Here is a 23,617-nt window from a genome sequence, read left to right as displayed (position 1 = left end):
GGAATCGTGGCAACAAGGAGGTTGTTCGATGATGGCGGAACGACTGGTAGGCCGACAGGCGCCACCTTTTAACATGGAGACGGCATCTGGAGACGGCGAGCGATTTGGCAAAGTGTCTTTAGCTGATTACCGAGGCAAATGGCTCGTCCTGTTTTTTTACCCGCTTGATTTCACGTTCGTCTGTCCGACGGAAATTACAGCATTGAGCGTGGCCTATCCGCAATTCCAAAGTCTGAACACCGAAGTGCTTGGCGTCAGTACGGACAGCATCCACAGCCATCGTGCTTGGATTCGTACCGACCCCGGCGATAACGGCGTCGGGAAGTTAAACTTTCCGCTTGCCTCGGACATTACGAAGAATGTTGCTCGGGCGTATGGCGTGTTGATCGAAGAAGAGGGTGTAGCGCTTCGTGGCCTGTTCATTATGAACCCGGAAGGGGAAATGATGTATCAGGTTGTGAACCACAACAATGTGGGACGTAGTGTCGATGAGACGCTGCGGGTGCTGCAAGCACTGCAGTCTGGCGGCTTATGTCCGATCAACTGGAAGCCTGGTCAGAGTACGCTGAGTACGAATTAATGCATGGATAGAGAAGAACGGCATCGTCTGCAACTACGCGGACAATGCCGTTTTTTTAATTCTAAGAAGGCCATTTCTTGCTTTCCTATAATTGGAATGTAAAGTTGGCAGGAATTTCGTGCGGCGGAAGCGAATACGTTTAGGGTAGATTTCTATTTGTGCAACCTTAAAGCCTTAATGATCGTCCATAAATTGGACGAACGCGAAGAGGTGAGAGTCGATGAGTTTTTGCTGTGGAGCAAGCATGATCGGCGCGAAAGGAACACTCAAACATTTCCGCACACACATTCATAACGTTCCGATTACGTTCTGTCCGGTATGCCAACGGGTTGAGGTTCATCATATGGTTGAGAATGAGTACGAAGTGTTGGCTGATTTTGCACATGGTGACGGCGCGTCCGAAATCGATTTCCAGGATTACGTCGATAAAGACGTGAAGGTGCTCTTCGAGAATTGCGTGAACAATGAGAATGAAGATCCTCTCGACATCGTTGTCAGTCAGATTGATATGGCGCTTGATCTTCTTTCTGTTGCCAAGCAAATCGACGATTCAGATTGGGAAAATGACCTAAAGAAACGGCTCGGCGTATTAAGCGCAAGACGTACGAAGCTGCGCCAACGACTATTGTCTTAACGGAAAACTTGTAAGGTTGGATCGTGAGCCTCCGGTTTCGGGGGCTCTTTTTACATAGCATAGATTCCGATAACTAATTCGAGAGCCTTTGAAAAAAGGTTTCTCAAAACAATTATGAGAACCCCCTCATTTATTGAGGGGCAAACGAATGATGTAAGTGAGGTGACACGGTTGCTGCTTGTACTCTTCAAAAGGTTCATCAGCAAAGTAAGCGGCGAACGGTCTTCAAAGAAGCAGACGGCTGACACGCCGGAGCAAACAATCGAGCGGATTCGCAGTGGCGATGAGCAGGCTAGAGCGGAGCTTATTGCGCAATACGAGCCCTACATCCTCAAAGTAACGAGCCAATTCAGCAAGCGCTATATCGATCCGGTTCAGGATGATGAGTACAGCGTTGCACTTATCGCTTTTAATGAAGCGATTGACGGTTTTTCTTCATCCGCAGGCCGGTCGTTTTTGGGCTTCGCCGAAACGGTCATACGCAGACGGCTCATTGACTATGTGCGTAAGGAGCAGCGTCACACGCAGTCGGTTCCATACAGTGCATTCGATATGGAGGATGACGAGCAGACGGTTACGAACCCGATCGAGACAAGTCAGGCGCAGCAGCAATATTCTCGCGATCGAGAGAAGGAAGAGCGGAAGCAGGAAATTTTGGAGTTGTCCGCTAAGCTGCAGCAGTTTGGCATTGCGTTCTCGGATTTGGTTGACCAAGCTCCGAAGCATACGGACACGCGCGCGATGTTGTTCGGCATAGGACGCATGGCGACTGAAGCTCGTTTCTACGATTCCATTATGGACAAAGGGAGGCTTCCGGTTACAGAGCTGGCCGAGCAAGCCGGCGTTTCACGCAAGACCATTGAACGCAATCGTAAGTATATTATTGCACTCGCCGTGATTCATAAGGGCAACTACCCCTATATACAGGCTTATGTTCAACAAACGCCACCACAGGCAATCAAGCAGCATACAGCACAGGAGGTGAAATGGTGAGCAGACGAGCAATCGTAATGGAGATGAGCGAGAAGCATCTCATTGTTCTAACGCCAAGCGGCGAGTTTCGGCGTGTGCCGCGTTCCGGTCGAGCTGACATCGATATCGGCGATGAGATTGAGCTTGTAAGCAGGCGGCGTGTACCACGTCGTGCGTGGACATGGTCAGCAGCGGCACTTGTTGTTCTGCTCCTGTTTCCAATCGTCATGGTGCCAACCTCAAAGGCGGAGCCCATTGTTGCGTATGTCACGCTTGATGTTAATCCGAGCATTGAGTTAGGTATTAACGATGAAGAGGAAGTACGTGAGCTACGTGGACTTAACGAGGAAGGGAAGCAGCTTGCGAGCGGTATTGCTTACAAGGGAGAGAAAGCGGCTGATGTCGTAGCGTCACTCGTTGAGAAGACGGCGGCAAGCAACGCAGACGCTCTGGCTGCAGAAGATCATGATATCGTCATTGCGAGCGTCGTCGTTGGCGATAAGCTGGATGATCCGGATCAGTTCGAGGTTCAGCTGGAGTCGGATATTCATGAAGCTGTTAATAAGGTTGTTCCGTCTATCGAGAATGTAACAGTGCTCTCTGTACCGAAGGAGGTTCGGGAAGAGGCGAAGAAGAATGGTGTATCGACAGGGAAAATGGCTGTTTATTTGATGGCGAAGAGCCAAAATCCAGAGATGAAGCTTGATTCACTCAAGGATCAATCGATTCAAGAATGGACGGCATCAGAGGGCGGCGTTCAGTCGATCGTGTCTTCGAAGCAGAAGAAAACTGCAGCAACTGAAGCAACTGGAGCAACTGGAGCAACAACATCGACGCCTGAACCTGAAGCTGCGAGTACAGACGATAAGCAGTCGGAATTGAAGGATAAGGCTGCCTCCAATAAACAGGAGAAGGAAGCGCTGAAGGCACTGCTGGAACGGGAGAAGCGGGCTAAGGCAAGAGCTGAACGTGCGGCGAAGAAAAACGGCGGGAAGCACGAAAATATTAAACCTAACCCACCGAAACCATCCGGAAACGAACAGTCTGGATTGAAGCAAAACGAGCAAGGCAAGGATAGTCGCCCAACTGTAAAGCCCGGTTACAATAAGGGGAACAACAATCCTAACAACTCTATAAATAATAACGGGGTTAACAATAGCAGCAGCGGTAAACAGAACAACAATACAAGTAATTCTTCGAACAGCGGAAGCAATAGCGGCAACAGCAGCAGCGACAAGAACGACGACAGCAAGAGCAGCACTAACAATGGCAGTAATAGCAGCAAGAACAACAATGGCAAAAGCACCGATAGCACGAACAGCAAGAACAGTGACAATAAAACCAATGATAATAAGAACACCAGCAAAGACAGTGACAACAAGAATAATGACAGCAGCAAGAACAACAACAGCAGTCAGAACAACAATAAAGACAATAATAGCAACAAGAATAATGGTAATAGTAATGGTAATAGCAGTAATAACAGTAATAACAGCAAAAACAGCAATAGCAACAACAATGATAAAGGCCAGAGCGATAACAGCAAGGACTGAATTAGGAGGGAGAGAGAAAGGATTCCAGGTCGCAAGCACAGCGAGCGGCATCGTTTCTCTTTCCGTCTGATTAGGGAGTGCTCTGTCGACTCCTTTATAAATATGTAAACGTTTTCGAAAATGGAGCGATAATCGGTCCCTGTAAGCGCGCGGCGCACCAATTTTCGACAAGATCTCTGATTGACAAGTATTCCAGTTTCATACATCATATGAGTACAAGTCGCAGGATGTAATCGTCTGTCTGAAGCGGTGCAGGAGTGACGAATTAGACGGGAGAGCGATGCAATGATGGACATGTTCCTCATGAATGAGCTGATAGATGCAATCAAAGCTAGACAGCAGGGGAGAGAGCTTGCCAGAAGCGTTGGGTTTTCAAATGTCGACCAGACTCGCATTGCATTTACGATATCGGAGCTAGCCTATCAATTATTAGAATCCACGCATCGCGGACATATGGTTATGAAGTCGATTCATCGGAGCTGGTTCGAATCAGGGGTCGAGGTACGCCTTTATGATCATTCGACAGATATGAGCCTAATCAATTCGAATTGGCTGCAGCATTGGGTTGATGATTTTGAAGTGCACTATCACGAAGCAAGAGGTACTACGATCGTATTTCGCAAATGGTTGAAGTCGTTCAAAGGGTTGGAGAAGCAGGCTGGTCCGTATGTTCTTGCTGCCGGGGAGGAGTAATTATGCAAGCGATTCGTAGGCGCTATTTTCCTGCGCTTGCCGAATATATTCGCAGCGAGAGTGAGGCTTCCCTGTACCAAGCAACTGAGCTTGGCAAGATGTTAGGGAACATTCATCCAGAGGAGATCGTCGCAGTTCATGCCGAATGTGTACAAGCGCTTGCAATGAACATGGAGCAGGAGGATGTAGGCAAGCTCCATAATCGTTCATTCAGCTTCTTGATCGAATTGATGGTTGCGTATCGCTTCCGTAACGATACCGAGAAATCGACGGAGCAGAAGATTACGGAAATGAGAGAGATGCTGTTTAAGTCTCATCGTTCATCGGAGCGAGTACGAAGCAAATATGAGAATGTGCTGCAGCATATGGACTCTGGCATTGCGTTGTTCGATAGCAGCGGAACGCTGACATTCGTCAACTTGATGCTTGCCCGTATGTTGGATTTGCCGCGTAAAGCACTTGTTGGCTGTACGCTGCGGGGCTTGATGCTGCATCCGAAGCTCAAGCGCAGCATGCGCAAAATGATCATTCGTCTGTATAAAGAGACGATTATGAGACGAAATCCTTATTTCGAGTTCCAAGACAATAAAGGCCGACATTTTCTAACGACTATTACATATGGTGATCAGCTTGAAGGCGATTTTCTAATCAGCGTCAAGGATGTATCCGAATATAAAGCGATTGAACATACCGCTTATCAGAACGATAAGCTTGCGATGCTTGGCAAAATCGCAGCGGCGATCGCGCACGAAATTCGTAACCCGTTAACGTCGATACGTGGGTTTATCCAGCTTCTTCGTCCCCATTTGCTGCAGCTGGGCAAGGACGAGTATGCGCGAATTATCGTTGCTGAGATCGACCGTGCTAACGATATTATTTATGAATTTCTTAATTCGTCCAAACCGACCGCTCCGATGAAGCAAGAGATATCGATAACTGCTTTGCTGAAGGAAGTCATATTGCTGACGGAGAGCGAAGCGCTCATGCGCGGCTGCATGATTCAGCTCGAAGCGTACGAAGAATCGATGATGGTGTCGATTGATGTGAAACAGGTTAAACAGGTCATATTGAATATTGTCAAAAATTCGCTCGACGCTATTGAGGATGTTAGCGGTGTTCGCAACGGGCTTATCGATATTATCGTTCATCGGTCGAGTAACGGGGTTGAAATTATCGTTCGCGACAACGGCAAAGGGATGGATCGCGCGACGCTGAATCGGCTTTTCGATCCGTTCTTCACGACGAAGGAAGCGGGAACAGGGCTTGGTCTATCCGTCAGCTATCGAATTATCCGCAACCATGGCGGCTCGATAGGCGTAGACAGCAAGCCTGGCGAAGGGACAGCGTTTACGATTCATTTGCCATTGATCGGATAAAGCCTTAGAATCGGGATAGATAGATCCCGATTCTTTTTTTATAATGCGAGTTCAAAAAGTTCGGTTGTCAGCACCGAGAAGATTGCAAGAACCTGAATAGCTTATGCTTACGAAGCTGTTATTTGCTCGCAGGTAGTAACACTTGAAGTATCGCAAATAACTTCAGGAGGAACGGAGTGTAGGCAAACCCTACATGTACAAGGTTTCCAGCGGAAACCTACATCGGAAGCATAACCTCCGGACTCCGCAACCTCTTATAGGGAATGAAAGGATGATAGAGAATGAAATTCCAGTTTACATACGGGGCGAATTCGGCGCAGGCGCCGGACGTAGTCGTAAAATTTATTTCGCGGACACAGCTGGAGAATGATGCAGCATTCATTCAGCCGCAGCTGGATGCAGAGATTCGGAGACTGCATGCAAGAGGATTGTTTACTGGGGAGAAAGGGCAGAAGGAAGCGATCGCGACGCTTGGTCTGCACGAAGGCAGCGGTGTGCTGGCAGTCGGCTTCAGCGGTGGTGCTGCTGCCGATGAGCTTCGAGATCTGGGGGCATCTGCGGCGAAAAGCTTGAAGAAGCTGCGTGCTCGCGCTGTGAAGGTGCTGCTGCCGCAATCGCTGCTTCAAGGCACGGCGGATTGCCAACCAGAGCGTGCGGCGCAATCGCTCGTTGAAGGGATTGTGCTCGGCTGGTACGAACGTCCGAAGCGCAAAGCAAAGCATGCAAGTACGGAAACAGAGGCAATTGCGATTCAGTTTGTGCCAGAAGCTGATGTACAGGAAGATGATTCAGCTGCTGCGCGCTGGTCGTCAGGCATGAAGAGAGGCGAGCTGTTCGCGGACGGTGCGATCTTCGCACGGGATCTGACGAATATGCCAGGCAATGAGCTGGTGCCGGAAGGGCTGGCTGAGTATGCAGAAGAAATCGGCCACCGGTATGATTTCGACGTTGAGATCATGGATGAGTATACGATCGTTGAGCATGGGATGGGCGGTCTCATTGGCGTCGGTAAAGGCAGCTCGAACCCGCCGCGCATGATCGTGCTGCATTATGAAGGCGCACCCGATAGCAAAGAGGTATGGGCGATCATCGGCAAGGGCATCACGTTCGATACGGGTGGTATTTCGCTTAAACGTGCTGAAGGCATGGAAGAGATGATCGGTGATATGGGCGGCGCAGCTGCTGTTCTTGGTGCAATGCGCATTATCGGCGAGCTGAAGCCGAAGGTGAACGTGCTTGCTGTTATTGCAGCAGCAGAGAATATGCCATCGGATCGTGCATTGAAGCCGGGCGACGTCATCGTGACGATGAGCGGCAAGACGGTCGAGGTCGTCAATACGGACGCGGAAGGCCGCCTTGTGCTTGCAGATGCGGTCACTACAGCGGTGCAGCGTGGCGCGACGCGGCTGATTGATGTAGCGACGTTGACGGGTGCCGTGGAAACAGCGCTTGGCAACTTAGCGACAGGCGCAGTCGGCAACGATGAACTGCTCATTCAAGATGTTATTCGCGCAGGTCGCCAATCCGGCGAACGGATCTGGCCGCTGCCATCATATCCGGAATATAAGAAGCAGCTGGACAGTGATGCAGCTGACATGAAGAACAGTGGTGGACGACTTGGCGGTGCCATTACAGGGGGCCTGTTCGTCGGCGCGTTCGCTGAAGATCGTCCGTGGGTGCACTTGGATATCGCAGGTACGTCGTGGCTCAATTCGGCTCGCAACTGGGAGTCCAAAGGCGCAACGGGCGTTATGGTTCGGACGCTTGCCGAGCTTCTGTCTTCGAGAGGCTAAGAACAAACCATTGATCCGTCTCGGATCGGGAGGGGAGGTCGCGCGAGCGGCCTCTTCGCTTTGCTTGGCATGAACTTAAAGGATGTGTTCAAAAGGGGACTTTTTGAACGACCTCTAAAGGAGAGATTCAATTTGAGAGGAAAATATAGCGTTATGGCCAGCATCGTCATGGCGATGCTGGTTGCTTCGATGGACAGTACAATCGTCAATACGACGATGCCGGTCATTGCGAAGGAGTTAGGAAAGCTGGAGCTGTACGCCTGGACGTTCGCCAGCTATATGATTTTTTCGACCGTGCTGGCGCCGGTAGCTGGCAGGTTGTCGGATTTGTTTGGGCGCAAGCGTGTATTTGCGGTAGGCATTATTTTATTCATGATTGGTTCGGTGCTGTGCGGCAGTGCGGATACGATGATTATGCTTGTGTTGTATCGAGCCGTGCAAGGAATTGGCGCAGGCGTGATGAATCCATTCCCAGTCATTATTGCAGGCGACTTATTTTCAGTTGAGAAGCGTGGTAAAATCCAGGCGTTGTTCACCGCGATGTGGGGGCTGTCGGCTATTATTGCGCCGCTGTTAGGTTCGGCATTCGTTGAATATTGGAACTGGCGTTATGTCTTCTACGTCAACGTACCGATTTGTCTATTGTCGCTGCTTCTCCTGATGCCATATAAGGAACAATACGAGCCGAAACGGGCGAAGGTCGACTATGCGGGTGCGATTATTTTTACAGCGGGTATCAGCCTCCTGCTTATTCCGACCGTTGTAGATAACGGGGCGGTTTGGTATGCGTTGGGCGGTGCACTGCTCATTGTATTGTTCTATCTGTTCGAGAAACGTCAGACGTCGCAGCTTGTACCGCTTTCGCTGCTTCGTAATCGGCAGGTTGCTTGGATGAATGTGAACTCGCTGCTTGCATACGGTGGGTTATTCGGAGCTTCGAGCTATTTGCCAATGTTCCTGCAGCAGCATGGCTATTCGTTGTTCATGAGCGGGGTAGCCATGCTCGGTATGTCGATCGGATGGATGGCTTGCAGCGTGCCGGCTGGGCGCTGGATCGGAAAGTACGGATATCGAAAACTGATTGTAATTGGAGATGTTTTGCTCGTTGTATCAGGCGTTTGGTTCATGTTTTTGTCGGATTCGACAGGATTCTGGTTCGTGTTCTTAGGCTCGATCCTTTTCGGATTGGCTTTCGGAATGCTTTCGACGGTTTCGGTTATCGGTTCTCAGCAGCTTGTGTCCGCTACAGAGAAAGGAATCTCGGCATCGCTCCAAATGTTCTCCCGCAATATTGGTACAGCTGCAGGGGTAACGATTATGGGTGCGTTCATAACACGGGAGGCTGGTCTGATCGGATTCCGCGATATGTTCATCTACGGCTTGATCATCAGTCTGTTCGCCCTGCTGAGCTCGGTGTTTATCCGTGAACGCGTGACGGAGAACGCATACAGCAAAGCTTAATGGGGCTGAATACTTATCTTTTAATTTTGTTTTGAATAAACCTAAAAGTTATGCTACAGTGTTATTTGAGTTATTATACTGTTTACAGGACGAGTGAAGATGCGGGAAAAAGTGACTATTCAGCAAATAGCCGATTTCGCGGGCGTCTCCAAATTTGCAGTGTCCCGCGCACTGGCAGGGAAGTCTGGCGTTAGCGAAAGCACAAAGGACCGGATATTGAAGGCGGCAGGCCAACTTGGCTATTTTCGATCGCGAGTTTCGAATGTTTCGGAAGAACTGCACGATCCGGAATCAGCACCTATTGCAGGTACGATCGTCGTGCTGTTCCCGAATATACGGTTTCAGAACAAGGAATCTTTCTACTGGGGACCTGTGTTTGACGGCATTAGCGCAAGGCTGAACCAGAAGAGTATGGATATATTGACACTAACAGAGCCTTCCAGCGACCGTGTATTTACATTGTTGAACCCAGATGCCATTCTGGGCATCGTAACGGTAGGCACCATCTCAACGCAAATTTTGCTTGAGATTAAGCGGCTTGATATACCGGTCGTTATGGTCGACCATTACGATCCTGCAATTCATTGCGACACGATATTCACGGACAACTTCATGTGCATGAGAGAGCTGACGACAAAGCTGGTGAGCCGTGGCTATCGTAGGTTCAAATTCGTAGGAGATGTTGAGTATGCGCATAGCTTCTACGAGCGATGGGTAGCGTTCCGCTCCGTGCTTGATCAACATCAGATCGAGTATGATCCGGTTAAGGGGCTCATCGCACAGGAGGATTCGACGGTGAGCGATTATGTCGAGCAGATGGATGAGTCGGAGCTGCCGGATGTATTCGTTTGCGCCAACGATTTTATTGCAGATAATGTGAAGGCTGGCCTTATAGCTAAAGGTATTCAAGTTCCAGAGCGATGTGGTGTAACGGGATTTGATAATACGTCGCCTGCGATGACGACAGTAAACGTAGACAAGGATCTTCTTGGCATGCGTGCGGTCGATAAGCTGCTGTGGCGGTGTGTCAACCGCAACTCGAATGCGGAGCGGCTGCTTATTGAAGGCGATGTGCTCATGCGTGAGACGACGATTGGTTAGAGATGTAGTTCGATAGAGGGATATTCTTCTTAGGGAGAATGTCCCTCTTTTTTATGCAAACATGAAATAACAAAATAATAAACGTAATAACAAACTTGCAAATTGTTTACGCTTTCAGTTTTGTAATTGAGAATCGTAATATTAATGGCTTATATCGACAAAAGTCCTGTAACTATCATGTCGAAAGCGTTATCAATACTCCTAAAACCTAGTGTCGACAAGGGAATAACAAAGTGTTTCTGAACCAAACAAGTTTTAAAAAACCGATTGACGATAAAACGAATTGAATGCTAATATTGTTTTGCAAATGTTTTTATTTCCAATCACAAAATTAGGACAACAAGACGATGGAAAGCATCTGCGATTGTGCGCCGACCACTGTGAGGGGGCAAGAACGGCGTTGTTTCGCCAAGCATCACACATCATGCGTCAACAGAAACGGTTTAAACCGCGTCGCGATGGATGGTTGTAATTGCTGCGCAATACTTATGAGGGAGGAAGTTGTAATGAAAAAAATGAAAGTGCTTTCAATCTCGGTAATGTGCTTGTTGCTAGTACTGCTTGCTGCTTGCTCGAGCAGCAGCAAGGATGATGGCAGCACGGCAAGCAAGGATGACACGAAACAAACAGAAACAGCTACACCGACGGAGCCGGCTAAAGAAGAGACGGTTACGGATGAGCCTGAACCGGTTGTTGCAGATCCAATCGATCTTGGTGGACGAACGATTACGCTCTCCGCTTGGTGGGATTTGGCGCCGAAGGATGATTCGGCATCGGGCAAAGCGCTTATCGAACAGCAAGCGGCAGTAGAGAAGAAGTACAACGTAAAAATCAATTATTTGAACGTCCCTTACGGCGACTATCAGAAACAGTATACGGCTGGTGTCATCGCAGGTACGCCTATGGCTGACATAAGCATTGTTGAAACGAAGGACGCTCTCAACGGTGCGCTGGCCGGTCAACTTTATAAATTGAGCGAGTTTACGACGAGCGACAGTGACATCAACAATGAACATAAGCTGATGTCCAAAATGAAACCGATTGCGGGCGAAGAGTACATGTTCAATACGCCAAGCAATGTAGGCTGGGGTATTATGTACAACCGTGCTATTTTCAAAGAGCTGGGCCTTCCAGACTTGCAGCAGTTGTATAACAACGGCGAATGGAACTGGGATAAATTCCTCGAGGTCGCTAAGCTTGGAACGAAAGATACGAACAACGATGGCAAGCTCGATCGTTGGGGTTATGCAGGCTGGTCTTCTGAGCTTGGACGCCACCTGGCTTCGGCGAACGGCGCGAAAATCGCGAACGACACGACGGGTAAAGAAGGACTTACGGATCCGAACACGATTGCTGCACTTGAACTCATCAACAAGATGTGGAACGTAGACAAGGTTGTTAAAGTGAAGAGCGGCAAGAAAACGGAATGGACAGAGCGCGATACGTACAAAGACGGCGACTCCGCAATGTGGGCAGGCGCTGAATGGATGATGGGCGACACGACGTTAGATTTCGGCATCGTACCGTTCCCGCTTGGACCAAACGGCACCAAAGATGCTACGTTCTCGGAAAATACGGGTAACGGCTATGTTATCCCTAAAGGCGTTAAGGACCCTGGTATCGTATACCAAATCTTCGAAGAGCTGTATAACATCCCGGCACTCGAAGAATATCCAAGCCAGAACTATCTGGAAGGCAAATACAAAACGCAAGAAGACATCGATATGGTAGTCAATCATATCGCTGGCACGGGCATGACGCAGCTTGATGAAGCATACGCGAACTACCCTTACTACACGGTGATGGAAGATATTCTGAATAACAACGTTTCGGTAACGGCTGCAGTAGAGAAGCATAAGCAGGAAGCGCAGGCGGCGATGGATGCCTTGGGCAAGCAATAACGTTTGAGAGGTAAGCATTTAAGACAATTCCATGAGGATGACTGGGACCTCCATCCGTGATGGGGGTCTCAGTCATAATGGGGGGCAGATCGGAATGGGCAAAGACATACGGCGGGTTAGAAAATGGATGGTAAGTGCGATTGCTGTTCTGTTGGCTGGATCTGTTGCCATGTCGGCAGCGGCCTTGCCAGCATCGGCCGAAGCGAATGGGGAGCAAACAGAGGTCGCAGCTGCTGCTGACTCGCTTGATACGCTCGCTTCGATCGATGATCGTCTGCCATATAACGAATACATAGACAGCTATACGAATGATGCGCATCCATCCGCCTCAATCGTCATACCGGCTTCGTCCTACTCGAGGACGGAAGGGATGACCGTAGAAAAGCGGGACAATTATGAAGGGGTGGACGGCATCTCGATCGTCACAGCTGAAGAAGGAACGGTCGAATGGACATTCAATGTTCCAGAGACGGGCCAATATAACTTGTCTGTACGTTATTTTCCGATTGAAGGCAAAAGCTCTGCGATTCAACGCTCGGTTCTAATTGATGGCAAACTTCCTTTCTACGAAGCCACCTATATCAAATTCGATCGTACTTGGGTCAATGAGCTGAAAGAGGTTAGACAGGATAATCAAGGCAACGACATCCGACCAGAACAAGTAGAGTCGCCGATCTGGCAGACAACGCTTGCGCAGGATATGGACGGCAAGTATGACCAGCCGTTTGCGTTTCATTTGACAGCGGGTCAACATACCCTTTCCTTTGTCTCGCAGCGTGAGCCAATGGTTATACGAGAACTGTCGTTTGTGCCGATCGAACAACCAAAAACGTATGCGGATGTCAAAGCGGAATATGAGAAGCAGGGCTACCGTGCTGCGGAAGGCCAGCTTATTGAAATACAAGGCGAGGCAGCAACCTACAAGTCTTCTCCTACCTTATATCCAGTAAGCGAACGCGCAAGCGCATCCGTTTATCCGTATAGCGCATCGAAGGTGAAGGTCAATACGATAGGCGGATACAACTGGCGTCTGCCGGGTCAATGGATTTCCTGGGAAATAGATGTCCCGGAGACAGGACTTTATAAAATCGGTATGCGTACGCAGCAAAACTTCGTGCGAGGCACTTATGCTGTACGACGTCTGAGTATCGATGGCAAGGTGCCGTTCGAGGAAATGGAAGAGATCCCATTCAAGTATAAGAATGGCTATCGAATGGATGTGCTTGGCGGCGATGAGCCGTATGAATTTTATTTGACGAAGGGTAAGCATGAACTCCGTCTGGAAGATCGGCTGGGACAATTCGCACCGCTTATTCGTGAAGTTGAAACCAGCCTGCTCAATCTGAACGCGATGTACCGTAAAATTCTGATGATTACGAGCAGCTCGCCGGACCCATTCCGTGACTATAAAGTGGAAGAGAAAATTCCTGGCTTGCTCGAATTGTTTCAAGATGAGAGCAAACGGCTCTCCTCGATCTCGAAGCAATTGAAGGAAATGTCAGGCGGACGGAGCGATGCGGAAGCGCTGCTCAATACGATGGCCGATCAGCTTGATTATATGATCAAGCGTCCGGACTACATTCCGAAGCAATTAACCTCATTCAAAACGAATACAGGCGGTCTTGGCACTTGGATCCAGCGGGCGAGAGAAATGCCGCTTGAGATCGACGCGATCTACGTTGCTTCGCCTGATAAGAAGCTGCCCAAAGGCGGCTCCTCCTGGTGGCGGAAGCTGCTGCATGAGTTGACGACATTCATGTACTCTTTCTTCATCGACTATAGCAAAATCGGCAGCGTCGCTGCGGCAGGCACGGATCGCACCATCACCGTATGGATTGGCAGCGGACGCGATCAGGCGCAGACATTGAAATCGATGATCGACGACAGCTTTACCCCGAAAACGGGCATCAGCGTCAATGTCGAACTGGTCAATATGTCGACGCTGCTTCCAGCAACATTAGCCGGGCAGGGGCCGGATGTTGCGATGCAGGTGGGCAGCGATATTCCGGTGAACTATGCGATGCGTAACGCGGTTGAGGACCTAAGTAAGTATGAGGGCTTTGATGATGTCATGAAGCGATTCCGCGATAGTGCTATCACGCCGTATCGATATGAAGGCGGTACTTTCGCATTGCCGGAGACACAGACGTTCAACATGCTGTTCTATCGGACGGACGTCTTGAAGGAGCTCGGATTGAAAGTGCCGGAAACTTGGGACGATGTGTACAGCCTGCTTGCGGTATTGAATAAGAAGCATATGGATTTTGGCCTTCCGCTTACCCTGACGCCAGCTTATCCGGGTGAGAACATTCCGCCGAACTCGATCTATACGCTGCTGCTCTATCAGCATGGCGGACAATTTTATCGGAACGACAGCAAGCAATCGGACCTCGATTCCAGAACTGCCATTGAGGCGTTCAAGCAGTGGACCGAGTTTTACACCGACTACAAGCTGCCGAAGGAATTCGACTTCGCGAACCGTTTCCGTACAGGCGAGATGCCGATTGGCATAGCGGATTATACGATGTACAACACGCTTTCTGTATTCGCGCCAGAGATTAACGGATTGTGGCAGTTCGTCCCTGTTCCGGGTACGGTTCAGGAGGATGGAACGATCGACCGTACGGTGCCTAGCGGCGGCAGCGGTGTTGTCATGATGCAGCAGGCGAAGGATAAGGAAGCGGCGTGGGAGTTCATGCAATGGTGGACCAGCAGCGAGGCGCAGACGAAGTTCGGCCGTGAAATGGAAGGTCTGATGGGGGCTGCGGCACGTTATCCGACCGCGAATATTGAGGCGCTTGATGAACTGCCTTGGCCGATTACCGACTATCGCAATCTGTCGGAGCAATTCAATACGGTGAAAGGCGTGCCAGAAGTACCAGGCGGTTATTTCACAGGACGGCATCTGGTCAATGCATTCTATAAAGTCGTGAATGGCAAGACAGAAGCGAGAGAATCGCTAATGGATTACGTGCAGTACATTCAAGATGAAATCCGCACGAAGCGGACCGAATTCGGACTGCCGAATTAGAAGGAGGATGCCGGAATGACTTCTTTGTCTAAAGCTGAGACGGGCTTGCAGACGGAACGATCCTCTTCCGAGACGCAGCGCGTCAAACGGGCGAAACTGGCAGAGCTTAGACGGCAAATGAAGGTGAGCAAGCATTCGTACATTTTGCTTGCGCCTTACATGCTGCTCTTCGGCTTGTTCACAGTACTCCCGGTCGTGATGTCGGTACTGATCAGCTTTACGTATTTCAACATGCTGGAGTTTCCGCGTTTTATCGGGTGGCAGAACTATTCACGGCTGTTCTTGGATGATGACGTGTTCTTAATTGCGATCAAGAACACCCTGCTCTTCGCAGCGATCACAGGACCTGTCAGCTATATTGCCTGCTTCGTATTTGCTTGGATTATTAACGAAATGTCGCCTAAAGTGCGCGCGCTCATGACCCTTGTGTTTTATGCGCCATCCATATCAGGCAATATATTTTTTATTTGGCAGATCATTTTCTCCGGAGACCGTTACGGCATTATGAACGGCCTGCTGATGAAATTCGGCTTCATCTATGAACCGATTCAATGGCTGAAGAAAGAAGAGTATATACTGCCGATTTTAATTCTCGTTCAGTTGTGGCTAAGTCTTGGTACCGGCTTCCTCGCTTTCATAGCTGGCTTGCAGACTGTAGATAAGACACTCTACGAGGCAGCTGCCGTCGACGGTGTTCGCAATCGCTGGCAGGAGCTGTGGTATGTCACGCTGCCGTCGATGCGTCCGCAGTTAATGTTCGGCGCCGTTATTCAGTTGACGACTTCATTCGCCGTAGCTGACGTTTCGATTTACTTGGCCGGCTTCCCGAGCGTGAACTACGCCGGTGAAACAATCGTTACCCACTTGATCGACTACGGTACGATTCGTTTCGAGATGGGCTACGCATCGGCAATCGCGACCGTCCTGTTTATGCTGATGGTCGGCACGAACCTGATTGTGCAAAAACTGCTGCGGAAGGTAGGTGAATGAACGGATGAATATGACGTTAAGACTGCTTCCTCGGAAGAAAAGGGTAAACCGTTCATTCGCAGGAACCGTATCGTTGTTTGTTCTGTTGGCTGGATTCGGCGCCTTCATGGTGCTGCCGCTCATCTACGCGATCAACAATGCGTTCAAGCCGCTTGATGAAATTTTCTTATTCCCGCCAAGGTTGTTCGTTCGAAATCCGACGATGAGCAACTTTACGGACTTAATGAATTTGCTCGGCAACTCCTGGGTGCCGTTCACGCGCTATATTTTCAACACCGTATTCATTACAGGAATGGGGATCGTCGGGCACGTGCTGCTGGCTTCGGCCGCTGCGTATCCGCTGGCTAAGCATCGCTTCCCGGGCAAAGGCATCTTGTTCACGATCGTTGTCCTGTCGCTCATGTTCACGCCTGCTGTTACGGCAATTCCGAACTACATGATCATGTCGTGGCTCGGCATGATTAACAGCTACTGGGCGGTCATTGTGCCTGCGTTCGCTTTCCCGCTTGGACTGTACCTAATGAAGCAATTTATTGAGCAAATTCCAGACGCGCTGCTTGAGGCTGCAAAGATAGACGGCGCAACTGAATATCGCATCTGGTGGTCCATCATTATGCCGAACGTGAAGCCGGCATGGCTGACGCTTGTTATTTTGTTATTCCAGCTCTTGTGGGGATCGGATGGCAACGGCTTTATCTACAGCGAGCAGCTCAAGTCACTGCACTATGCTTCTTCGCAAATTATTCAAGGCGGTATTGCCCGCGCCGGCGTGGGTGCTGCTGTTGCACTGCTGCTGATGAGCGTTCCGATTACATTATTCATTTTCTCACAGAGCCGGATTATCGAGACGATGGCTACTTCGGGTATGAAAGACTAAAGAGCGGAGGAATGTTCATGCGTTCAAGACGGATGCTGATCGTCCTTGCGGCGATTGTCATGCTCGTATCGGGCGCTGCGCCGACTGCTGCGGCGTCCGCCCCGTACGAGAGCTACAACTACAATTATTGGGAAGATGCGGTTCCTTCACCTGAAGCCTATCTGCCATCGCGCTCGATTACCGGAGAAGGTTTGGGCATTGGCAACTTCCTCGAGCCGTCGGATATGTATGCGGCCAATGGTAGTGTCTACGTGCTGGACAGAGGCAACAATCGAATCGTCGTCATGGACAGCAATTGGAAGCTCAAGACTGTCATTAAGAGCTTCGATAATAATGGCAAGCAGGATGGATTCAACAAGCCGGAGGGCATGTTCGTAGCAGATGACGGTACGCTCTACATCGCTGACACCGAGAATAAACGTGTCGTCATGCTGCACTCGGACGGTCAGCTCGCTGGCATTATTGCGAATCCGAAATCGGATATTCTGGCATCGAATTTCGATTTTGTACCGCTCAAGCTGACTGTCGACCGTGCGAAGCGTGTATATGTCGTCACGCGCGGCGTGTTTGAAGGTATTGTCCAATTCGATTCGGATGGCTCCTTCATCGGCTTCGTCGGCACGAACAAGGTGCAGCCGAATGCTGCGGATTATGCTTGGCGGCTGTACGCGACCAAAGCGCAGCGGGCGAAGATGGTCCTGTTCATTCCAACGGAGTTCTCGAATGTGGATATCGATAAGAAGGGTTTCGTATACGCAACGAACATTGACCCAGGCTCGGATACGCCAGTGAAGCGAATTAGCCCCTCGGGCGACGATGTATTGAAGCGATATGGATATTTCCCGGTCAAAGGCGATATTCGTTATCGGCAGATGGGCAACGATGGAGGACCGTCACAACTCGTTGACGTCAAGGTTCGTGATAACGGCATGTACAGCGTGCTGGACTCGCTTCGCTCCCGGATCTTCACCTATGACGAGGAAGGCAATCTGCTCTATGTATTTGGCGGCAAAGGCAATCAATTAGGTACCTTCAAGCTTCCAGTTGCGATTGAAGCGATGGGAGATCGAATGGCTGTATTGGATCAGGGCCGCGGTAGAATTGTAGAATTCAAACCGACTGCATTCGGCAGTTCAGTGAATCAAGCCGTAGCACTCCATAATGATGGTCAGGACCAAGCGGCCGTAGAGGTCTGGCAGCAGGTTCTGAAGCTGAACAGCAACTATGATATCGCGTATATCGGTATCGGCAAGTCGTACCTGATGGAGAAGCGCAATAAGGAAGCGATGACATACTTCAAGCTGGGATTGGATCGCAAGGACTATTCGGTCGCTTACAAACGGTACCGTCGTGAAGTGATCAAAGAGCATTTCGGCCAGGCAATGACCGTGATCATGGTAATAGCGCTAGCGTCATTGGCTGCATGGATGATGGTTCGCTTTCGCAGAAGAAGGAGGTTGATTTCACATGAAGTATGAGTGGCTTCGATTTCCGCTCCATGTCATCGTGCGTCCATTCGACGGCTTCTGGGATATGAAATATGAGAAGAAGGGCAAAGGGCTTGTCGCACTGCTCATCCTGCTGCTTCTCATCATCGCGGTCATTATTCAGAAGCAATTTTCCGGCTTTCTCGTGAATTTTAACGATCCACGGTATTTGAACAGTATCGACGAGTTCAAATACATACTGCTGCCTTTCATCCTATGGTGTCTAAGCAATTGGTCCGTTACGACGCTGCTCGACGGAGAAGGCAGATTGAAAGAAATTATGATTACGACGGCTTATGCATTGACGCCGCTTGTTCTTATTTATTATCCGACAACGCTGATGAGTAACTTCATCACGAATGAAGAGTCGTCCTTCTTTTACTTGCTGAATTCGTTTGCAGGCTTATGGTTCATATGGCTGCTGTTTGTCGGGATGATGACGGTTCATCAATATACAGTGACGAAAACGATCGTGACGATGCTGCTGACGATTGTAGTCATGGCGATCATCGTATTCCTTGGCATGCTGGTGTTCAGTCTCATTCAACAAATTATCGAGTTCATTTACAACATCTACTACGAGCTTATATTCCGTAACTAGAAGGAGGCGGCACAGTCAGTTATGCGTAAAAAAACGATCTATTCACTGCTTGTTGTCCTCGTACTAATCGGGCTGTGTTGGGGAGGCTACAAGCTGCTTAACCGAGGAGCGCCTGTAACTGCGGCTATAGCTACTGTAGATGCTGCAGCAACTGAGGCAGGCAGCGAATATAAGCCATTGAAGGATTCGACAGGCGGCGTGCCTGGCATGTCGCTGGCCGCACAGGATGATGAGCTTGGCTTATATTTCAATCCAGACAATGCCCAAATTGCAATCAAGCAGCTGAAGAGCGGGCAAGTGTGGTACTCCAATCCTACTGGGGCCAATGATGACAGCATCGCTCAGCCGTTCGAGAAAGGAACGATGAATTCACAGTTCATGCTGACGTTCCGCGATAAGGTAATGAATGAAGTAACGTTCGGCAGCTACGTGGACAGCGTGGAGAAGAAGCAGTTTACGGTAGAGTCGATCAAGAATGGCGTTCGTGTCGTCTACACACTGGGCGACAGCTCCAAAGGGGTTGCTGCTCTGCCTAAGCTGATCAGTAAAACCCGTCTGCAGGAGAAGGTGCTCGATAAACTAGATGAAGCGACTGCGAAATATGTATCGCTGCGCTATTATTCTTCGAAGTCGAACCCGGATGTGATGGAGTTAATCGAGGAGCAAGTGAAGAAGGATCTCGTCCTTAAGAAAATGGTCGATGCGTTCGCAAAGGCCGGCTACACGGAAGAAGATCTGGCTGCTGATAATGCCGAGAACGGTGCAGACGGCGGCAATGCAGGCAGTGCAAAGGCGAAATTCGTCATACCGCTCGAATATCGTCTGAACGATGGCAAGTTATCCGTCCGCATTCCGGTTGGTTCGATTGAAGAGACGAAGGGCTTCACTTTACGTACGATCGAACTGATGAATTTCTTCGGCGCAGCCGGCACATCGGAGCAAGGATATATCCTTGTACCAGATGGCTCGGGAAGCCTCATTTATTTCAATAACGGCAAGATCAATGATGATCATTACTCGCAGGTCGTCTATGGTCAAGACCATACGGACAATTCGACGCGGCGGTCACAGGTGAGCGAGAGTGCCAGAATGCCGGTATTCGGTATGAAATCGGGTGATACGGCTTGGTATGGCGTTATCGATAAGGGCGAGGCTCTTGCGAGCATTAACGCTGATATTTCTGGCAAGACGAATTCGTACAATCATGCTTATGCAAGCTTCCAAGTAAGAGCCGAAGACAGTCTCTTCATGTACTCCGGCGGCAAAGAGAGTGAAATTCCGATTCTGACAAAATCGTTGTATGCCGGTGATATCGAAGTGTCTTACGGATTTCTGAATGGAGCAAAGGCGAATTACGCGGGTATCGCCGCCGAATATCGCAGCACGCTGGCAGATGGAGCGGGCTTACAGCCGCTCGCAGCAAGCGAGAATAAGCTGCCGTTCTATGTTGACGTTATTGGCGCAACGACAAAAACAAAATCGGTGTTGGGCGTTCCATATGAAGCATTAAACGCCGTAACGACGTTCAAGCAGGCTGGCATGATGGCGGATGAAATGAACGAGCAAGGAATCGATAATATCCGAATGCGAATGCTCGGATGGTCGGCAGGCGGTGTTTATCATGAGCCTTCAGCTGCGAAGCCGCTTGGCAAGCTGGGAGGAACGTCTGGCTTCAAGAAGCTTGCCGATAAGCTGAAGAACAGCGGAGGTGCGCTGTATCCGGATACGGCATTCCTGCACGTGTACGAGGATACATTAGGCTTTGCGCCATCCTCAGACGCAGCTCGGTTTACGACAAGGGAAGTTGCGCTGCAGGCGCCGATTAATCGCGCTTTGAATCGGATGGATAGCGATTTAGGACTGTTCTACCTGCTGTCACCATCGAAGCTTCCGGCCTTTATCGATCGTTTCTCGTCGCGTTATAGCAAGCTGGGACTGAGCTCCCTGTCGCTGCGCGATTTGGGCGAAGAACTGAACGGCGATTATCGCGCCAGTCGAGTGGTGAATCGCCAGACGGCCAAGTCGATCGCTGCAGACGGTTTCAACTCGCTGCATTCGGAATATGCCGATCTAATGGTGGATGGCGGCAACAGCTACTCCTTGCCGTATGCCTCTCATATCATTGATGCGCCAATGTCATCCAGCGGCTTCAACATCACGGATGAGAGCGTACCATTCTATGAGCTCGTTATGCACGGTTATGCGGATTATACGGGGGAGCCAATCAATCAATCGACGGAGCAGGATCCATCGAAACAGCTGCTCAAGCTGTTAGAATATGGCGCATCGCCAAGATTCGTATGGACCTATGAGTCTTCGACGGAATTCAAATTTACGAAGTTTGATTATTGGTACGCGACGCAGTATACCGACTGGCTGGATCAAGCCGCTGACCTGTACAAGAAGGCGGATCAGGTGCTTGCTCCACTGCGTTCCGTGCCGATGACGAACCATGAGAAGCTCCAGGAAGGTGTCTATCGGTCGACATTCGGAAACGGTACGACGATTACGGTGAACTATAATGATACTGCCGTAACGGTAGACGGTGTTTCGATCGACTCCAACCAATATGTAATAGGCGGTGAAGGCGCATGAAGATGCCTCCAATGACGTTGAAGAGGCGAAGATCAATCCTCGGCTTCGCCTTCGTGTCGCCTTGGCTGATCGGATTTATATTCTTGTTTGCAGTTCCGTTAATTCAATCGATCAAATTCAGCTTCACGAAGCTTGAGCTTGTACCTGGCGGGTTCACGCTGAAAAGCGTCGGCTGGGGCAATTTCAACAACGCGCTGTTTGTGGATGCGAATTTCAATCGTCAATTGACGGAATCGGTCATTAATATGCTTGTCAACGTACCGCTTATTCTGTTCTTCAGCTTGTTCTGCGCAACGCTGCTGAATCAGAAATTCAGAGGCCGTGCACTGGCACGTGCGATGTTCTTTCTGCCGGTTATTCTGGCATCCGGCGCAGTAGCGGCAGCGGAAGCGCAAGGACTTATTAGTCTGATCGGCGATTCGACGACGGCGGAGCAGATGGAAGGCGCATCGGCAATGTTCAATACACTGCCGCTCGTCGATACTCTGCTTGAAGGTGGCGCACCCATGTGGGCTGTTGACTATCTAATCAACGCAGTTGACCGGATTTACGAGATTATTACGGCGAGCGGCGTACAAATATTGATTTTCCTAGCAGCGCTGCAGTCGATACCAGGTTCGATGTATGAGGTTGCGAAGATCGAAGGGGCGACTTCCTACGAGACGTTCTGGAAAATTACGTTCCCGATGGTCAGCCCGCTCATCTTAACGAACGTCATCTATACCATTATCGATTCGTTCACTGACAGTACGGTGACGAGGACGATCGTCAAGACGGCTTTCACATCGCAGAACTTCGGCCTGAGCGCCGCGATGTCTTGGCTGTATACGCTCGTAGCGGCATTGCTGCTCTTTGTTATCGGCTACCTCATTTCCAAGAAAGTGTTCTATTACAATTAACGCGATCAGCTTCGAAGGAGGCGTGATTTATGCAGCTGGCTAAGCGAATTACTCAGCTCAAGGATGGGTTAAGTTCCGACACATTGCTGCACAGCAGTCAAGCCCATCGGGTTCGGACGAGGGCCGGGGAGCTGGTGTGGTCGATATTCCGGTATGTGCTCATCATCGGTATTTCGTTCATTATCGTCTATCCGCTTTTGTTGAAATTATCAGTAGCGTTTAAGTCGAGAGACGATATATTTGACCCGACGATCTTTATCGTTCCGAAGCACTTTACGTTCAGTAATGTTGAAATTGCGGTTAAAGTATTGAAGTTCTTCCCGACACTCGGGCAAACGCTGCTGTTCGTCGTTGCGATGATGATTCTGTCTACCGCATCCTGTGCTCTGGCAGGATATGGCTTCGCGAGGTTCTCGTTCCCAGGGCGCAACCTATTGTTCGGACTCGTCGTACTGACGATTCTTGTTCCGGCAGAGACGCTTATGGTACCGACGTATCTCCACTTTCGGAGCTTTGATTTTCTGAACCTGGTGACGCTATTTACCGGTAAGGATGGCATCAACCTGATGAACTCGTACTGGCCGTCTACGATTCTGTCAGTGACGGCTAACGGGCTTAAGGCGGGGCTGTATATTTATATTTTCCGTCAGTTTTTCCGTGGCATGCCGGCGGAGATCGAAGAGGCTGCACTGATCGATGGGGCGGGAGGCATTGCGACGTTTTTCCGTATCATGCTGCCGAATGCGGTTCCGCCGCTGATTACGGTTATGTTGTTCGCCTTCGTCTGGCAGTATAACGATACGTTCTACAACTCGATGTTCATGAGCGACATGCATTTGATGCCGTCGCAGATTGCTTCGCTCCCGGGCAACGCAGGGGTATATATTTCGACTGTCATCTATGGTGGCGCTGACCCTAACGCGAAGCCGGATCCGAACTATGTTGCCATGATTGTTGATACTGGTTTGCTTGTTGCAATCTCTCCACTCATTGTCATGTATCTGTTCGTCCAGCGGTATTTCGTAGAGAGCGTAGAGCGTACAGGTGTAGTTGGCTAATGGAATTGGCCCCGG

General features: G+C 49.8%; 18 protein-coding genes. All 18 read left to right on the top strand.

From position 1 onward, the window contains the following. Positions 1 to 31: 31 nt before the first annotated feature. The 18 genes from DFQ01_RS04630 (at position 32) to DFQ01_RS04545 (ending at position 23,602) form a co-directional block, all read left to right on the top strand. Positions 32 to 580, top strand: a complete 549-nt coding sequence (locus DFQ01_RS04630; RefSeq protein WP_110042811.1) for a peroxiredoxin — start codon at positions 32 to 34, stop codon at positions 578 to 580. A 220-nt stretch (positions 581 to 800) separates the two neighbouring features. Further along, entirely contained in the window at positions 801 to 1,214 is a 414-nt protein-coding gene (locus tag DFQ01_RS04625) for a hypothetical protein (RefSeq protein WP_110042698.1), read from the top strand. A 162-nt stretch (positions 1,215 to 1,376) separates the two neighbouring features. Next, a complete protein-coding gene (sigI, locus tag DFQ01_RS04620) occupies positions 1,377 to 2,207 on the top strand; it encodes an RNA polymerase sigma factor SigI (RefSeq protein WP_342769980.1) in 831 nt (276 codons plus the stop codon). Beyond that, on the top strand, positions 2,201 to 3,739 hold the full coding sequence (locus tag DFQ01_RS04615; RefSeq protein WP_110042696.1) for an anti-sigma factor domain-containing protein: 1,539 nt from the start codon (positions 2,201 to 2,203) through the stop codon (positions 3,737 to 3,739). Before sigI ends, DFQ01_RS04615 begins: the two co-directional genes overlap by 7 nt. A 285-nt stretch (positions 3,740 to 4,024) precedes the next feature. Continuing rightward, complete coding sequence (locus DFQ01_RS04610; protein WP_110042695.1) at positions 4,025 to 4,432, top strand: ATP-binding protein; 408 nt, start codon at positions 4,025 to 4,027, stop codon at positions 4,430 to 4,432. Between the two features lie 2 nt (positions 4,433 to 4,434). Continuing rightward, the gene (locus DFQ01_RS04605; RefSeq protein ID WP_110042694.1) at positions 4,435 to 5,808 is read left to right on the top strand and encodes an ATP-binding protein; all 1,374 of its coding nucleotides are present in this window, start codon (positions 4,435 to 4,437) and stop codon (positions 5,806 to 5,808) included. Between the two features lie 281 nt (positions 5,809 to 6,089). Continuing rightward, a complete protein-coding gene (locus DFQ01_RS04600; protein WP_110042693.1) occupies positions 6,090 to 7,601 on the top strand; it encodes a leucyl aminopeptidase in 1,512 nt (503 codons plus the stop codon). A 132-nt stretch (positions 7,602 to 7,733) separates the two neighbouring features. Continuing rightward, on the top strand, positions 7,734 to 9,062 hold the full coding sequence (locus DFQ01_RS04595) for an MFS transporter (protein WP_110042692.1): 1,329 nt from the start codon (positions 7,734 to 7,736) through the stop codon (positions 9,060 to 9,062). A gap of 99 nt (positions 9,063 to 9,161) precedes the next feature. Next, positions 9,162 to 10,163, top strand: coding sequence for a LacI family DNA-binding transcriptional regulator (locus tag DFQ01_RS04590; protein ID WP_110042691.1), 1,002 nt, complete (start codon positions 9,162 to 9,164; stop codon positions 10,161 to 10,163). 506 nt (positions 10,164 to 10,669) lie between these two features. Further along, positions 10,670 to 12,064: an extracellular solute-binding protein gene (locus DFQ01_RS04585; protein ID WP_110042690.1), complete on the top strand. Its 1,395-nt coding sequence runs from the start codon at positions 10,670 to 10,672 to the stop codon at positions 12,062 to 12,064. 94 nt (positions 12,065 to 12,158) lie between these two features. Then, a complete protein-coding gene (locus DFQ01_RS04580; protein ID WP_110042689.1) occupies positions 12,159 to 15,095 on the top strand; it encodes an extracellular solute-binding protein in 2,937 nt (978 codons plus the stop codon). Positions 15,096 to 15,212: 117 nt separating this feature from the next. Further along, positions 15,213 to 16,085 (top strand): carbohydrate ABC transporter permease, encoded by an 873-nt coding sequence (locus tag DFQ01_RS04575; RefSeq protein ID WP_245946541.1) that lies wholly within the window; start codon positions 15,213 to 15,215, stop codon positions 16,083 to 16,085. Between the two features lie 4 nt (positions 16,086 to 16,089). Continuing rightward, on the top strand, positions 16,090 to 16,962 hold the full coding sequence (locus DFQ01_RS04570; protein ID WP_110042687.1) for a carbohydrate ABC transporter permease: 873 nt from the start codon (positions 16,090 to 16,092) through the stop codon (positions 16,960 to 16,962). Between the two features lie 17 nt (positions 16,963 to 16,979). Next, positions 16,980 to 18,440, top strand: coding sequence for an NHL repeat-containing protein (locus DFQ01_RS04565; RefSeq protein WP_110042686.1), 1,461 nt, complete (start codon positions 16,980 to 16,982; stop codon positions 18,438 to 18,440). Further along, a complete protein-coding gene (locus tag DFQ01_RS04560) occupies positions 18,430 to 19,050 on the top strand; it encodes a Yip1 family protein (RefSeq protein WP_110042685.1) in 621 nt (206 codons plus the stop codon). Before DFQ01_RS04565 ends, DFQ01_RS04560 begins: the two co-directional genes overlap by 11 nt. 21 nt (positions 19,051 to 19,071) lie before the next feature. Next, positions 19,072 to 21,645 carry a DUF5696 domain-containing protein gene (locus DFQ01_RS04555; protein ID WP_110042684.1) on the top strand — a complete coding sequence of 858 codons (2,574 nt, stop codon included), beginning with the start codon at positions 19,072 to 19,074 and terminating at the stop codon, positions 21,643 to 21,645. After that, entirely contained in the window at positions 21,642 to 22,544 is a 903-nt protein-coding gene (locus tag DFQ01_RS04550) for a carbohydrate ABC transporter permease (RefSeq protein ID WP_110042683.1), read from the top strand. The genes DFQ01_RS04555 and DFQ01_RS04550 overlap by 4 nt, the downstream gene beginning before the upstream one ends. Positions 22,545 to 22,573: 29 nt before the next feature. Next, a complete protein-coding gene (locus DFQ01_RS04545; RefSeq protein ID WP_110042682.1) occupies positions 22,574 to 23,602 on the top strand; it encodes a carbohydrate ABC transporter permease in 1,029 nt (342 codons plus the stop codon). The last annotated feature ends 15 nt before the right edge of the window (positions 23,603 to 23,617 follow it).

Source organism: Paenibacillus cellulosilyticus, assembly GCF_003182255.1.
Taxonomy (GTDB): domain Bacteria; phylum Bacillota; class Bacilli; order Paenibacillales; family Paenibacillaceae; genus Paenibacillus_T; species Paenibacillus_T cellulosilyticus.
This window is presented reverse-complemented; position numbering and strand designations above follow the sequence as displayed.